The sequence below is a fragment of the Micromonospora sp. B11E3 genome, assembly GCF_039871625.1.
In the GTDB taxonomy this organism is placed as follows: domain Bacteria; phylum Actinomycetota; class Actinomycetes; order Mycobacteriales; family Micromonosporaceae; genus Micromonospora.
On sequence record NZ_JBDPMC010000121.1, the window covers coordinates 1 to 14,801 of the forward strand.

The 14,801-nt window shown below is 73.5% G+C and carries 9 protein-coding genes; 7 read left to right on the forward strand and 2 right to left on the reverse strand.

The window, feature by feature from the left end; all coding sequences use genetic code 11:
- Positions 1-153: 153 nt before the first annotated feature.
- Together ABGB16_RS31640 and ABGB16_RS31645 are read left to right on the forward strand one after the other, a co-directional pair.
- Positions 154-819, forward strand: coding sequence for a response regulator transcription factor (locus ABGB16_RS31640; protein ID WP_347671741.1), 666 nt, complete (start codon positions 154-156; stop codon positions 817-819).
- 4 nt (positions 820-823) lie between these two features.
- Positions 824-3,184, forward strand: coding sequence for a hypothetical protein (locus ABGB16_RS31645; RefSeq protein ID WP_347671742.1), 2,361 nt, complete (start codon positions 824-826; stop codon positions 3,182-3,184).
- 50 nt (positions 3,185-3,234) lie between these two features.
- Here ABGB16_RS31645 and ABGB16_RS31650 read toward each other — a convergent pair whose 3' ends face one another.
- Positions 3,235-4,326: a histidine kinase gene (locus ABGB16_RS31650; RefSeq protein WP_347671743.1), complete on the reverse strand. Its 1,092-nt coding sequence runs from the start codon at positions 4,324-4,326 to the stop codon at positions 3,235-3,237.
- Positions 4,327-4,412: 86 nt separating this feature from the next.
- The gene (locus ABGB16_RS31655) at positions 4,413-4,961 is read right to left on the reverse strand and encodes a sigma-70 family RNA polymerase sigma factor (RefSeq protein ID WP_347671744.1); all 549 of its coding nucleotides are present in this window, start codon (positions 4,959-4,961) and stop codon (positions 4,413-4,415) included.
- 185 nt (positions 4,962-5,146) lie between these two features.
- Here ABGB16_RS31655 and ABGB16_RS31660 point away from each other — a divergent pair, with 185 nt between their 5' ends.
- From ABGB16_RS31660 to ABGB16_RS31680, 5 genes are all read left to right on the forward strand, one after another.
- Positions 5,147-6,688: a galactosyltransferase-related protein gene (locus ABGB16_RS31660; protein ID WP_347671745.1), complete on the forward strand. Its 1,542-nt coding sequence runs from the start codon at positions 5,147-5,149 to the stop codon at positions 6,686-6,688.
- 84 nt (positions 6,689-6,772) lie between these two features.
- Positions 6,773-8,065 carry a hypothetical protein gene (locus ABGB16_RS31665; protein ID WP_347671746.1) on the forward strand — a complete coding sequence of 431 codons (1,293 nt, stop codon included), beginning with the start codon at positions 6,773-6,775 and terminating at the stop codon, positions 8,063-8,065.
- Entirely contained in the window at positions 8,062-9,948 is a 1,887-nt protein-coding gene (locus ABGB16_RS31670) for a hypothetical protein (protein WP_347671747.1), read from the forward strand. The genes ABGB16_RS31665 and ABGB16_RS31670 overlap by 4 nt, the downstream gene beginning before the upstream one ends.
- Complete coding sequence (locus tag ABGB16_RS31675; RefSeq protein WP_347671748.1) at positions 9,945-13,466, forward strand: right-handed parallel beta-helix repeat-containing protein; 3,522 nt, start codon at positions 9,945-9,947, stop codon at positions 13,464-13,466. The genes ABGB16_RS31670 and ABGB16_RS31675 overlap by 4 nt, the downstream gene beginning before the upstream one ends.
- A gap of 35 nt (positions 13,467-13,501) precedes the next feature.
- The gene (locus tag ABGB16_RS31680; RefSeq protein WP_347671749.1) at positions 13,502-14,011 is read left to right on the forward strand and encodes a hypothetical protein; all 510 of its coding nucleotides are present in this window, start codon (positions 13,502-13,504) and stop codon (positions 14,009-14,011) included.
- Positions 14,012-14,801: the final 790 nt, after the last annotated feature.

Genomic DNA, 14,801 nt, shown 5'->3' on the forward strand with positions numbered 1-14,801 from the left:
GGTCGATACCCACTCCATACATAACCAGATTCCCCTCGCCGAGCCCGCCGCCGTTACCATGCAACAACGTTGTAGCTGGTTAACGGCGCCATCACGATACGCCGCAGTATTCTGGGTCACAAGATCGCGGTTGTTGACATCGGGAGACGATCCATGGACGTTGCGGTTGCCGACGACGGCGCGCTGTTCCGGGAGGGGCTGCAACTGCTGCTGTCCGCGGCGGGGCACCAGGTGGTCGGCTGCGTGGAGGATGGCGACCGACTGCTGGAGTTGCTGGCCCGTACCCCAGTCGACGTGGCCATCATGGACATCAGAATGCCGCCAGGCGCGGACGGCGGACTGCAGACCGCCCAGCGCGTACGGGCGGAATATCCCGACGTCGGGCTGCTGCTGCTGTCCCAGCACGCCGAGGCGCACTACCTGTTCCGGCTGCTGGAGATCGGCACCGAGCGGATCGGGTACCGGCTCAAGGACCAGGTGGCCGGGGTGGCCGTGCTCGCCGACACGCTGGTGCGCATCGCCGCCGGTGAGATCGTGATCGAGCCGGCGCTGGCCGCCAACCTGGTGGACCGGCCGAGCCCCCCGGTACGCAGTGTGCTGGCCGATCTCACCGACCAGGAACGCGCCGTGCTGCGACTGATGGCGGAAGGACGGTCGAATTCCGCGATCGCGACGGAGTTGTTCCTGTCGGTGAAAACGGTCGAGAAGCGGATCGCGAGCATTTTCACCAAGCTGAATCTGCCGGCTGAGTCGGCCGCGCACCACCGGCGGGTCCTGGCGGTGCTCGCGTACATGCGCTCGAACCAGATGGCGGGCTAGCACCGTGCCCCGGAACACGGACAGCGAGTCGGGGCGCCCACCCCGCCCGACCGGGCCGTTCACCGCCCTGGCCCGGCTGGTGTCCTCGGGTGCGCTGCCCGCGCCGGCCGGGCCGCGGGACCCGCTTGGCGGATACCGGCCGATCCTGCGTACGCTGCTGGGCGAGCTCGCCCGGGCCCAAGCGGTGCGCTACGCGGCGCTGTGGCTGCCGGAGGAGACGGCACCCGGCACCGGTGCCTCATCATGGACAGCCGAGATCGCGTGGCGGTCCCGGCGCTGGATGCTGGGTGCGCTGCCGGACCCGATAGCCGACCCGGACCTGCTGCTCGGCACGGCCGGTGTGGTCGCGACCGCGGACGTGACCGCGAGCGGCGCCCGGTACGGGGTGCTGGTGCTGGCATACCCGGAGAATCCCCGGTCCCCGCTGGCCGCGGCGGCGCCGCTGGGCGAGACAGCGGTGTGCGTCGGCCTGCTGCTGCGGCAGGCGGGCCACCGCGCGGCGTGCACCGCCGCCCGGGCCCGGGTCGACCGGGCGGTACGGCGGGTCAGCGCGACCCAGCTCGAGCTGCTCACGGTGCAGGCGGTGGAGCGCGACCGGCTCGCCACCGCGGTCACCGCGACGCCCGGCCGGCAGCTTCGGACGATCCTGGACCGCACCGCGGACCTGGAGCGGGCGCTGCGCGCCGGCTCACCGCAGGCCACGGCGATCGCCGGCGGCATCCGGGCCGGGCTGGGCGAGATGATCGAGCAGTTCCGGGCCGTTGTCCGCGGGGTGTACCCGCAGGTGCTGCGCAGTACCGGCGTGCGCGCGGCGCTGGAGGAGGTCACCGCGGCGCTGCCGGTGCCGGTGGTCCTCCGCGGGGAACTGGGCCGGCGCCAGGGCTGGGAGGTCGAGTCCGGGCTGTACCAGGCCGGTGCGTCCGCGGCGGCGGCGCTGGGCGCCAGCGGTGGCGAGCAGCCGGTGCACCTGGAACTGGGCCGGTCCGACGGTGTGCTGACGATCCACGCGCAGCGGGCCGGCGCCGACCCGGCCCGGGTCGCCGCGGCGCTGCGGGACGACTCCCGGCGGCTGGCCGCGCTGGGCGGCCGGCTGCGGGTGGAACGGGCCGGTCGGGGCGCGCCGACCGTGGTGGACATCCTGCTGCCGGAGCGGCTCGGCGGCGACGGGCCGGAGCCCGCGCGTACCGCCGCGCCGGAGCCGGCCGGGCCGCAGCCGGGCGAGGCCACCGCAGCCGCACCCGAGCTGCCGGCCGGTGTTACCGCGCGCCGGCTGCTGACCCTGCTCGTGACCAGCCGGGAGGCGCCCGCGGACAGCCAGCCGTTGCGGGTCGCAATCGAGCGGCAGGACGGTCGGACCCGGGTGGTGGTGGTCGGCTCCTCGGCACCTGAGCTGATGTCGGTGCTGTACGAGCCGGCCGGTACCGCCCGATGGGATCCATCGGCCGGGGTGGCCCCGCCGACCGGTTACCAGTACCAGCCATACCCGAGGGTCACGCTGGACCCGGCGCCCGGGGCGCCCCCGTGGCGGCCAATCCGGTTGCCCGACCGGTCCGGCGCCGCGTGGCCGGGCGCAGCGGCCGGGGCGGACCGCATCCTGGTGGAGGGTCCCGTGGACGCGCTGCGCGGGCTGCGGCTGCTGCACCACCGCGACCGGGTCGACGCCGACCTCGCGGCCCGGCTGCGCCACTGGTCGGGTACTGCCGACGGGCCCCCGGACGCGGTCGTGCTGGTGCTGTCCGGGCCGGGCAGCGCGGCGGAGTTGGAGTTCCTGGCCGCCCTGCGCTCGCCGGGCGGGGACGGTTTCCCCCCGGTGACGATCTGCGCGCTGCGCGAGGGTACCGCCGCGACGGCCGGATCACAGCAGCAGCTGAGGTCGATGTGCGACGCGACCGTGGACTGGCGTGCGGCCCCGGGCGGCGGTAGCGCGATCGAGGTGGTCCTGCGCGCCCGGGTACGCGCCTGGGCGGCGGTACTGGCCGCCCGGTGGGCGCTGCGCGCACTGGCGGCCTGCCTGATCGCGGGGGAGCTGGACGGCCAGTTCGCCCGGGCGGTGGAGGCGGCCGTCGCGGGCGCGTACGAGGTGGCCGAACTGGACCTGTTGCAGGCGCTGCAGGGCCGGCGGATCCGGCTGCCGCGCGGGCAGGACGAGGCGCTGCGCCTGCTCGGTGCGCACGGCCTGGACTCGCGGTCCCGGCTCGGCCTGGCCGACGACGCCGGCTCGGGGCAGGTGGCCCAGGCCGCGAGCAGGGCGCTGGTGTTCTGGCGGACCCAGTCCATGGCGCCGGACTCGGGACCGGCCGGGCGCGGTGCGTGCGCGCTGCTGGTACGGACGTGCGAGCGGCTGCTCACCGACGGCGTCGGGTGACCGGCGTGAGGCACCACGGGCGGGCGGCCCGGCGGTACCGGCGGGACGGCTCAGCTCGCCACGAACCCGCTGACCAGGGTACCGGTGTTCGGGCTCGACCGTACCGTCAGCGTGCCGTCGACCGAGGCCAGACGGGCGGCGAGCTGGCGCAGCGGCATCCGCCCGCCGGTGTCGAAGCCCGGCCCGGTGTCGGCCACCTCGAAGCTCAGGCCCCGGCAGGAGGCGCGTAGCGTCAGCGTGACCGCGGCGCCCGGGGCGTGCTTGTGCGCGTTGCTGACCGCCTCCAGGCAGGCCAGGTAGACGGCGGTCTCCACCTCGGGCGGGTACCGACGGTCCGTCAGTTGCGCATCGATGTCCAGGGTGACCGTGTCGAGCGTGCCCAGCCGGGCGGCCAACGCGGTCACCAGACCGTGGTCGGCCAACGGTGCCAGCAGGCCGGTCGCGGTGGTGTGCAGCACCTCCTCGGTGCTGGCCAGCATCTCCCGCAGCCGGTCGAGGTGCCGGCCCGCCTCGACGGCGTTGCCGGCGCCCAGCTGATACTCCACCATGGCCAGCGACATCTGCAACGCGACCATGTGGTGCTGGGCGCCGTCGTGCAGGTCGCGCTCCAGTTGGTACCGCTGGTGCTCCATCTCGCCCGCGGCCCGCAGCCGGGCGTCGGCCAGCAGCAGGTCACTCTGGCCGATCAGCCTCTCGGCGTCGCCGGTGATCAGCTGGGCCTGGATGTCGCTGACCAGCAGGCGGGTCACCGTGTGCAGCTCGGGCCACCGGAGCAGCCGCTCGGCCGCCGCCGGCGGCTCGATCACGAGGTCGGCCAGGACCTGCTCGCCGTCGCACAGCCGGACCGGCGCCGCCCCGGTTCCGGGTGCCGCCGCCTCGGCGCCGGCAGCGGTCCACCAGTACTCCTGCACGGTGTGTTCGGCCGCCGGGTCCGCGTCGTGGCCCGCCGGCAGGGGCAGCCACAGCGCGATGGTGACCGTGGCGGCCTCCAGGCACCCACCCAGCGCCCGGGCCAGGGCCTCGGCCTGCGCTCCCGGCAGCGGTCGCCCCGGCAGGCCGTGCACCGCGTCGACCACCCGTGCCACCTTGTCCGACGGGCCCGGCACCGGGGGTGATCCGTCGGTTCGCTGGGTCGAGCGCATGCCGTTACTGTAGGCGGCTCCGGTCGGGCCGGGCTGGCCCGGCTCACAGGCTGCGACGGCCTTCCGCCACGGTCGCGCCTCAGGGCTCACGCGGCACAGAGCAGGTGGTTGGCCGTCGCCTTGCGGGCCGCCCGCAGCGCGTAGTGCACCCGGCTCTTCACCGTACCGACCGGTACCCCGAGCGTCTCGCTGATCTCGGCCGCGGTCCGGCCGTGGAGGTACGTCTCCACCAGCGCGGCCCGGTGCTCCGGCCACAGCCCGTGCAGCACCTGCTCGACCAGCAGGGAGTCCACCACGCCGGCCATCGGGTCCGCCGTGGCCACCTCGGCGGCGTTCTCGATGTCCACCTCGGTCGGCCGGGCCTTCTTCATGCGGTACCCGTCCATCACCAGGTTGTGCACCACCCGGCGCAGCCAGCCCAGCACCGACCCGTGGTCGCCGGTGAGCCGGTCCAGGTGCCGCCACGCCCGCAGGAACGCCTCCTGCACCGCGTCCTCGGCGCGCCCGGTGTCGCCGTCGGTCAGCCGCTGCGCGTACCGCAGCAGCGGCTGCTGGTAGGTGTCCATCAGTTCACGCAGGTAGGAGTCGCTCTCCGGCGTGCTGCTGTGTCCGTTGCTCTGCACTCGTTCGGCCATGCCCTGACTCTGCCGCCAGGGGCCGGTCGCTCGACATGGTGCGACCCCTGCTCCGGCGGGTGCGAACCCGCGGGTTGGGGAGGGTTATCCCTACGCCCGGCGCTGGTACCCGCGGCCCCCGCCGCGCCGCCGCTGGCTCGCGCGTCGACCGGTGAACCCGACGGTGCCGCGATGCCGTGCCCCATATGGACGACCTCGCGCCCGGCGAAAGGCAGGCGGCGACGGTCGTCCGGCACGGCCGCGACGGCCGGGACCCGGGCCGGGCGGCGGCCCGAGCAGTGGCGCCGTGGCGCCCGACCGAAGAGGTGGGTATGCAGGAGACGGACTTTCCGGCGGTGGGCATCGGGATCACGACGCACAACCGGGGCCCCGTGTTCCGTACCGCGTTGGAGGCGATTCGCAAGTACGCGCCCAGCGGCGCCGCGATCGTCGTGGTCGACGACGCCAGCGACGAGCCGGTGGAGGAGGCGACGTTCCGCTTCGACAGCAACGTCGGCATCGCCCGGGCCAAGAACAAGTGCCTGGAACTGCTGGTCGAGCGGGGCTGTACGCACCTGTTCCTGTTCGACGACGACTGCTGGCCGGTCGCGGACGGCTGGGAGCGGCCATACATCGACAGTCCCGAGCCGCATCTGATGTACATCTTCACCGACACCCCGCGTGGGCGGCTGACCGACTCGACGGAGATCTACCGGGACGCGCAGCTTCGGGCGTACACCCACCCCCGCGGCTGCATGCTCTACCTCGAGCGGCGGGTGCTGGACCGGGTGGGCGGGTACGACACCCGGTACGGCCGGTGGGGGTACGAGCACGTGGACCTGTCCAACCGGATCTACAACGCCGGCCTGACCTCGTTCCGGTTCGCCGACGTGGTCGGCAGCGGAGAGCTCATCTTCAGTTGCGACGAGCGCACCAAGGTCGGCTCCAGCGTGTCCGACATCGAGCGCTTCCACCTGGTACGTAACCTCAAGACCCGGTCGGAGGCCAGCTACACCTCGACCGAGTACCGCGAGTTCCGTACCGTCCCCGTCGGTGCGGCGGCGGCGCAGAACGTGGTGCTGACCACGTACCTCACCGCGCAGCCCGACGCGCAGCGCGGCATCACCTGGACGCCGAACTACGACGATCTGGCCGAGTTGCGCCGCTCTGTCGAGCGGCACGGGCGGCGGCTGGTGGTGCTGCACGACTGCCTCGACGAGCCGGACACCGACCTGGTCACGCACGTCCGGGTGGCGCCGGGCGGGGAGATCAGCTCGCCGTACTTCCACCGCTGGCTGTGCTGGTGGCGGTACCTGCGCGAGCACCCCGAGATCGATCAGGTGTGGTGCGTCGACGGTACCGACGTGGAGATGCTGCGCGATCCGTTCCCGGAGATGGACGACCGGCTGTACGTGGGCGACGAGCCGGCGCCGCTGTGCATTCCGTGGATGGTGTACCAGCACGGCGGCAGCGCCAAGCTGTTGCAGTTCCTGTCCGACAACCGGGGTATCCCGCTGCTCAACTGCGGGCTCACCGGCGGCCGGCGGGAAACGGTGCTGGAATTCTGCCGGGACATGTTCGACTTCTGCGTCACCAACGCGCGGGAGGCCGGCCCGCTCGACATGGGGCCGTTCAACTATGTGGCCCGCACCTGGTACGCGGGAATGATCGTGCACGGCCGCCAGGTCAGCACGGAGTTCCGTAAGGAAGACCGGACCAGCACCGAGTCGTGGTGGCGGCACAAATAAGCGCACCCGGCCGGTGCAGTAGTGAACCCTGCTGCCCCGCCCGGGCGTGCCACAGATGAACCCTGGACGGGGTGAAGGAGGGCGGTGACCGTGGACGTGGACACGGACCTGGATGTGGCACCGGAGACGACCCGGGATGCCGAGCGTGACGAGACCATGCACGCGTTGCTGCTGCGGTTGGCCGGCTCGCTGCCGGACCGCGTGCTGACCGACGCGCGGGAGGCGCTGGCCGCCGGCCGGCGGCTGGACGTCGTACAAACGATCGCCTTCGAGGCGGTCTCCCAGCCGCTGCAACTGGACGCCGACGAGATTACGGCCCTGCGCGAGGAGCTGGCACTCAGCGGCGGGGACCTCGACCTCGGCCTGGCGCTGGAGGAGCTGCGCGGCGAACGTCCGCCGGCACCGTGGCGGTTCCTGTCGGACCTGCCGACCACACAGGAAGACCTGGAGTGGGTGGTGCGCCCACAGGACCGCACCGCTGACCCGGCCGACACCCTCGACCCGGTGGACCAGGCGCTGGTGGCCGCGGTGTCGGCAATCCCGGCGGTACGCGGGGTGTGGCGGGCGTGGCGGCTGCCGCCCAGCGTTCGGCCCTGGCAAGACCCGATACGGGTGGCCGTGGTCAGCGTCGAGAGTGCCATGGACGGGCTCACCGCGTTCGGCGTCGAATTGCGACAGAGAATGGTCGAGGCCGGAGACCCCGAGGCCCAGGTCGAGGTCTGCTGGGCCGGAGGAGCGCCGTATTACCAGACCCTGGCCCGCTCGTCCGGCGCCCTGCTGTGGGCGCCACGGCCGGCCGTGCCGGTGGCCACCGCCCGGCTTTTCGACGGCGTCGATCCGGAACGCGGCCCGTGGTTCGCCAGCAACCGGCCAGTGGTCTCCGACGCCACGGAACGCGATAACCTGCTCGACGCGCTGCGCGGGGGGATGGTCATCGCGTGGAGCAGCGGCGCGATGGCCGACATCCTGGCCCCGGAGCGGGGCGACGTGGTACCGATGCACCTGCGTACCGACGGGACCTGGGTGTGGAGCGAGGCGGTCGCCTACTACCTGGAGAACTACGGCCTGGCGCCGGATCCGCAGTTGGCCGCGCACCTGGCCGAGAACGGGCGCGTCGAGCTCCTGGACGAGGTCTCCGTGCACCGTGCCCTGGTGCACCTGTGCAGGCCCGACCCCGGGGCGATGGTCTTGCGGCGGGTATCCGACGCCGAAGACGACCCCGTCCCACTGGCCGACGACGACCCCGTCCCACTGGCCGACGCCCCCTCGTCCGAAGTCCCATCGCCTGCCGGCGTGGCACCGGCGGACGCGGGGCTGTGGGCCGCGGCGCCCGGGGCCATACCGGATGGCGGTACGCACCGGCCGGTGCAGCCGTGACCGAGTTGCTCGCCCCGTGGCAGCGGGCACGCCTGCCGTTGTCCTGGAAACTTTCGCAGCCGGCCGAGGGCGTTCCGGCCGGGCAGCAGGTGGCGCGGTACCTGCGCCAGGCGTCGAAGGCGGTGGGTGCCGCCGTGGCGCGCATCCTGCCGGGCGCCGGTTCGCGAGTACCGGTGCTCGAACTGGGGCCGTGGGAGGCCCCGGGATCGGTCACCCCCGGCCCAGCGGGTTGGTTCGCGCTCGCGGCCGAGGCCGACCGGTCCGGCTTCCAACTGGGCGGCCGGCCGTTGGACGCCGCCGACATGGCCCAGGCGATCTGGCACTGCCCCCGGTGGCGGGGTCGGCCGGTGCTGCTGGTTACCCAGGGGGCGGCGCCGGCCGACGGGGCCGGGCAGATCCTGCACCAGCTCGCGGTCGACCTGGGGGCACCGGTCTACGCCTCGGACGCCGGGATCCAATTCACCTTCGGGCGCGCCTCCACGAGTGGGCTGTTCTGGTGCTGGCGCCCGGACGGCGGGGACGAACCGGAGTCGGCGGGTGACCTGCTGCCCCCGCTTGGGCCGGTACGCGTCCGCCCCACCCCGACCGGCGGGGCGTCCGGCCGCAACCGGAACCGCCAGCCGCCGTCCCCGGTGTCGTCGCCCCCGCCCGGGCCGGCACCGCCGCCGTTGACCACCGATCCGGGGACCGCCCCGTCGCTCGCCGACTCCGCGGCGACCACGTCACGCGCTGCGGCACAGGAATCCGGGCCCGCGATGTCTTCGGGGGTGGAAGCGGCGCTGGGGGTGCGCGGCCTGGCCGTTCCGGTGATCGAGGTCCCCCGGCCCGACCTCAGCGTTCGGCGCATGGTGCTGCCCGAGTTCCAGCCGCCCCGGCTGGAGCTGGACACCTGCCGGCCGCTGGCGGCCTCCTCGACTGCCGCCGTCCCGACTGCCGCCATCTCGACTGCCGCCGTCCCGACTGCCGCCATCTCGACTGCCGCGGTGGCCACCGTCGCCCCTGCCGCCCCGGCGACCGCCCCGGACACCACCGATGGCCCGGCGGCCGGCGCGGACGCCGGCCCGCCGCCGGCGCCACGCGCCGACCGACCGGGGGCGGCGTGGTTCGGGGTACGCGCGCGCACCGACGAGGCGGATCGGGAGCGGTTGCGTACCGTGCTGGGCTGGAAGTTCCAGGCACACTCCCGGACGGTGACCCGGGCGCTGTCGCTGCACCCGGGGCTGCGCAGCGCGGTCGGCGAGCACGACATGATGGCCGGGCTGGTCGCGGTGCTGGCCCTGCTCAACGGGGTGGGCGAGCGGGTCAACGGCGCGCTGCGCGGTGGGGGCACGCCCGACGAGGACGTCCAGTTGCTGGCCCGATGCGCCTGCGCGGGGTTGAAACAACTGCCGGCCATCGGGGGCCCCGTCTTCGCCGTCGCACCCGCCGGACTGGACGTGACCGGCCGGTACCGTGCCGGGGAACTGCTGGTGGAGCCCGCGTTCACCACGGTGTCGGTGAACGGCGGCACCGAGGGCGGCGCGGGCCGCTACGCGATCTGGTCGGCGACCGCACGGCGGCTGGACCACCTGGGTGTCCCGGGCGGGCCAGATGCCCAAGCCGGGCGGGCCATGTTCGCCGCCGGTACCCGCTTCGCGGTGCTCGGCGCCGACGAGGGGCCGGACGGCGCGCCGTGCATACTGCTGCGGGAGATCGTCTTCGGGCACCACGAACGCGGGCTCGACGAGCGGGTGGCCGGCAAGCTGCGCGACGCGCTCGCCGCACAGTCGCAACGCGCGGCGCCCGCGCCGCTGCCGTGGCCGCTGGGCTTCGTGGCCGACGGCCGCCCGTTCGCGCTCCAGCCCCGACCGGCCGGCGACAGCCATGAAGGAGTAAATTCGTGACCACCAGCGTGCTGTCGGTGTCGGCCAGGGACACCGGTTGCCTCACCGACATCTCCCGGGCCCTGGACTCGGCGACGCCCGGCGACACCGTTGCGGTACGCCCTGGCGTGTACCGCGAGGCGCCGCTGTTCCGCCGGGATGTCGTCCTGGTCGCCGAGGACGGCCCGGGCACCGTCACCATCGAGGTACCCACGGGCGGGGCCATCCTGGCTGCCGGTGGCGACATCCTGATCCAGGACATCGCCATCCGCGGCGGCGACGAGCGGATGCCGCTGTTCCAGGTGGCCGCCGGCCGGGTCCGCCTGGAGGCGTGCACCATCGACGCCACGGCGCCGGCCGCGATCCACGTGCGCGGCGGCGCCATGGCGATGCGTGGCGGCGCGATCAGTAACTCCGGCGGGGCCGGCATCGTCCACGAGGCCGGCGCGGGCGAGTACACCGGCGTGCGCGTACATGACATCGCCAAGTACGCGATCCTGGCGTCCGGGTCGAGTGCCCCGGTGTTCCGGGACTGCACGCTCACCGGGATCGCGGAGGCGGCGCTACTGGCCGTGGGCGCCAGCGCCCCGCGCCTGGAGAGCTGCCGCGTCGACGAGGTCGGCCAGTACGCCGTCGTGGCGCAGCAGGCCGCCCGGCCGTACCTGGCGGGGACCACGCTGCTCGGCGGCGAGGTCGGGCTGCTCGCCAGCGACGAGGCGGCCCCGGTGCTGGACCGCTGCGAGATCCTGGACACCCGGGTGCACGCCGTGGTGACCATGGCGCAGGCGGCGCCCGCGCTCTCCGACACGGTCATCACCCGGGCCCGCGGCCACGGCCTCGACTGCCGGGGTGCCTCCCGGCCGAAGCTGACCAACTGCGAGGTGCGCGACTGCGGCGCGGCCGGGGTGGTGGTCAACGACGCGGCGGCGCCGCACCTCACCGGAGGGACCGTGGCGGGCTGCGCCGACGCGGGCGTGTTCCTGACCGGCCGGTCGACGGCGCGGCTGGACGGGGTCGGGGTACGCGACGTCCCCATCGGTGTGGCGATCGAGCAGGAAGCCGCGCCGCGACTGCACAGCCTGTCCATCGAGGGCGTCCGGTACGGCCTGCACGCGACCGGCGGTGCCGGCCAGTTTTCCGACGGCCAGATCACCGGAGCGCGGGCCGCCGGGGCGAAGCTCGCCGACAGCGCGGCCACCGTGCTGTCCAACTCCCGGCTCACCGGCTGCCGGGTCGGCGTGGAGGTGGCCGGAACCGCCCGCCCCACACTGTCCTCCGTGGCTGTGGAGGAGTCGGGCGGGGCGGGTGTGCTGACCGGTGGCCCCAGCGCGGTCACCCTGTCCCGCAGCCGGATCAGCGGCAGCCGCGGTCCGGGGATCCGGGCCGGCGCCGGCAGCACCATCACCGCGGCGGACTGCGAGATCGTGGGCAATCAGGGCCCGGGTGTCGTGGTGGAGACCGATGCGCCGGTGCGGCTTCGCGGCGGGGTGGTGCGCGGCAACGGCGGCGTCGCCGTGGACGCGCCGAGCCCGACCGCCGCGGTCGAACTGTCCGACGTCGACACCGGCCACAACGGACGCCCGATTTCTCTCCCGCCGCCCGGGGCCGGGCGACCGGATGCGCCGCCGGCCGGCGGCGCCCCGGGATCCGTTCCCGCCCCGACCGGAGGTACCGGGTCGGGTGTCGCCCCGCCCGGGAACCCGTCCGGCACCCGCCCGCCGGTCCCTGCGCCGTCCGTCGGGCCGCCCGGTCCCGTGGCACCCGCCGGCGGCGGTCCCGGCACCGGCGCACCCGGTGGCGGGCCGAGTGCCGGGACGCCGGAGGCCGGGACGCCGAGTGCCGGGACGCCGGGTGCCGGGACGCCGGGTGGTGGCGGGGAAGCGGACGGGCCGGTGGCCGCGCTGCTGCGCGAACTGGACGGGCTGGTCGGCCTCGCCGGGGTCAAGCACGAGGTGGCCACCCTGGTCGGGCTCAACCAGATCGCCAAGCGTCGGCGGGAAGCCGGGCTGCACGTACCGCCCATGTCCCGGCACCTGGTCTTCGCCGGGCCACCCGGCACGGGCAAGACCACTGTGGCCCGCATCTTCGCCCGGATCCTGGCCACCCTCGGGGTGCTCTCCAGCGGGCAACTGGTGGAGGTGTCCCGCAGCGACCTGGTCGCCGAGCACGTCGGCGGCACCGCCGTGAAGACCACGGCCCGGTTCGAGGAAGCCCTGGGCGGGGTGCTGTTCATCGACGAGGCGTACACGCTCTCGAACGGCGGGGGCGGCGGCGGCCACGACTTCGGCCGGGAGGCCATCGACACCCTGGTCAAGCTGATGGAGGACCACCGTGACGAGGTGGTCGTGGTGGTCGCCGGGTACAGCCCGAACATGCGGACCTTCCTGGCCGCCAACCCGGGCCTGGAGTCCCGCTTCGCCCGTACCATCCAGTTCGAGAGCTACTCCGACGACGAACTGGCCGAGATCGTCGAGCGGCTCTGCCGCACCCACCACTACGCGCTGGAGTACGAGACGCGGCAGGCCCTGGTGCGCCACTTCAGCGAGTTCGCCCGCAACGAGACGTTCGGCAACGCCCGCGTGGCCCGGCAGGTGTTCGAGGACATGCTGGGGCGCCAGGCGTACCGGCTGTCGAGCAGCCCGCAGGCCTCGGACCTCGAACTGGCCCGGCTGCTGCCGGAGGACCTGGGCGAGCAGGCGGCCGGGCCGTCGGCGCCGGCCGGCGTGGCACAGGCCGTCCAGGACCTGCTCGGGCGGCTGAACTCGATGGTCGGCCTGGACGCGGTCAAGCGCGAGGTGACCGACGTCATCGACCTGATCGCCTCCACCGAGGCCCGGACCCGGGCCGGCCTGCCCACTCCGACGATCTCCCGGCACCTGGTCTTCGCCGGGCCGCCCGGCACCGGCAAGACCAGCGTGGCCCGGCTGTACGGCCAACTGCTCAACGCGATGGGCGTGCTACGCACCGGCCAGCTCGTCGAGGTCTCCCGGGCCGACCTGGTCGGCGAATACGTCGGGCACACCGCCGTCAAGACCACCGACGTGTTCAACCGGGCGCGCGGCGGCGTGCTGTTCATCGACGAGGCGTACGCGCTGACCGGCCAGGGCAACGACTTCGGTCGGGAAGCCATCGACACACTGGTGAAGCTGATGGAGGACCACCGGGACGACATCGTGGTGATCGCGGCCGGGTACACCGGGGACATGCGCCGGTTCCTGGCCAACAACGTGGGCCTGGCCTCCCGGTTCAGCCGGCAGATCCCGTTCGAGTCGTACACCTCCTCGGAGCTGGTGTCCATCCTGCAGACGCTGGCCCGCGACGGCGGCTTCGACTTCAGCAACGACAGCATTCCCCTGCTGTACGAGCACTTCGAGAGCCTGACCCGGGACGAGACCTTCGGCAACGGCCGGTACGCCCGCCAGTTGCTCGAACGCACCATGACCAAGCAGGCCAACCGGTTGCGCGGCGCCGCCGCACCGACCGTCGAGGAGATGCGCCAGTTGCACGCGGCCGACGTGCGGGCGGCCATCGCGGCCTGACCTGCGGCCCTGGTTACGGAAGAAGGTGCTTGAGAATGCCGGCAGTGAGTATGAGCGGTGCGTGGCGGATCATGGTGGTGAGCAAGGAGTCCCTCTTCGCGCAGCGGATCGTGTTCTCCGGTGACGTGCAGAAGATGTTCGTCGGAGAGTTGGGGGCGTCGACGTCAGCGAGTGGGAGGCGTTGGACGCTGCGGTTCGAACACAACCGCGGTGACGGCGTCTGGCGGCCGAACGTTTCGGTGGAAGCGGGCGAGATCGTCAGGCAGGGCAACCAGTTCCAGCGGTTGATAGCGACGAAAGACGTGTTCGGGACCGGTGACCGTGAACACAACGACCTGAAGGTGCTGCTGACCCGCCCGGCGTCTGCGGGTGCCCCTGCGGAAGGAGTGGGCGGGTCGCCCTACGCCGTCGACGTCAACCTGTCCGAGCTGCCACCATCGCTGGTGCTCCCATCGGTGGACAGTCCCGATGTACTACAGGAGAAACAGCGTTCGTACGGTGACCCGAGGTCGGCGGGAACTCCCCTGAGGAAAAGGTCGTGGTGATCGCCCTGCCCCTGCTTCCCACCGCCGCGGGGCCGCGTGGGCGCGTAGGTGCAATCCTGCGCCCCGTGCGGCTCCGCGTGGCCGGTGGCGGGCGTGCTTGGTCGTGTTCATGCCCTGGCTGGCCTTCGGGCTCGAACCCCGGGGCGACCGCAGCACCCGCGCCGCCTGTTCCTGCGCCATCCGCAAGATCCGGTCATTGACCCCCACCTCTCCGGGGCAGTGACCGGCCAGCCCAGCCGCCGCAGCGCCATTCGCGCATTCGACGGCCATCTTCGGCCGCCACGTCCTGCTCAGAGGCCAACACCCTCGACCGACGACAGCCGCCGCCGGCGAGGTCGAGGCTCCCCTGCGCCAGGCGATCACCGCCGCCCGCTCCCCACCGCACCCCGCGGCACGTCCGCCACGCCGGTGAGCTCCCGCCTTGCCAATTCGGATTAGCGTCTTGACGCCGCCGAGACGACGCGCGCAGACTCGTCAACCAACGAACCCGTCCGCGACGAGCGTCCACACCGTACAACCGCTCAGCGAGGCCGAACACCGCCCGCTGACCCGTCCCGGCCGGTCCCGCTTCCCCTGCCTCCTTCGGCCCGTCTCATGAACGGAGCGACCGCGATGACGCGTACCCCTGAAGGCCCCATCACCCGACGCACCCTGCTGCGTGGTGCGGCCGCCGCCGGCGTCGCCGCCACCGGCGCCGGCCTCGCCGCCGCACCCACGCCCGCGCTCGCCGCACCAGCCGGCTTCCCCAACTACCAATACGTCCGCGACGCCTTCACCGGACCACTGCGCT

Excerpts from the sequence above, each read along its gene's own strand:
- ABGB16_RS31680 (WP_347671749.1), top strand. The coding sequence starts at position 13,502 with ATGCCGGCAGTGAGTATGAGCGGTGCGTGGCGGATCATGGTGGTGAGC.
- ABGB16_RS31640 (WP_347671741.1), top strand. The coding sequence starts at position 154 with ATGGACGTTGCGGTTGCCGACGACGGCGCGCTGTTCCGGGAGGGGCTG.
- ABGB16_RS31650 (WP_347671743.1), bottom strand. The coding sequence starts at position 4,326 with ATGCGCTCGACCCAGCGAACCGACGGATCACCCCCGGTGCCGGGCCCG.
- ABGB16_RS31655 (WP_347671744.1), bottom strand. The coding sequence starts at position 4,961 with ATGGCCGAACGAGTGCAGAGCAACGGACACAGCAGCACGCCGGAGAGC.
- ABGB16_RS31660 (WP_347671745.1), top strand. The coding sequence starts at position 5,147 with ATGGACGACCTCGCGCCCGGCGAAAGGCAGGCGGCGACGGTCGTCCGG.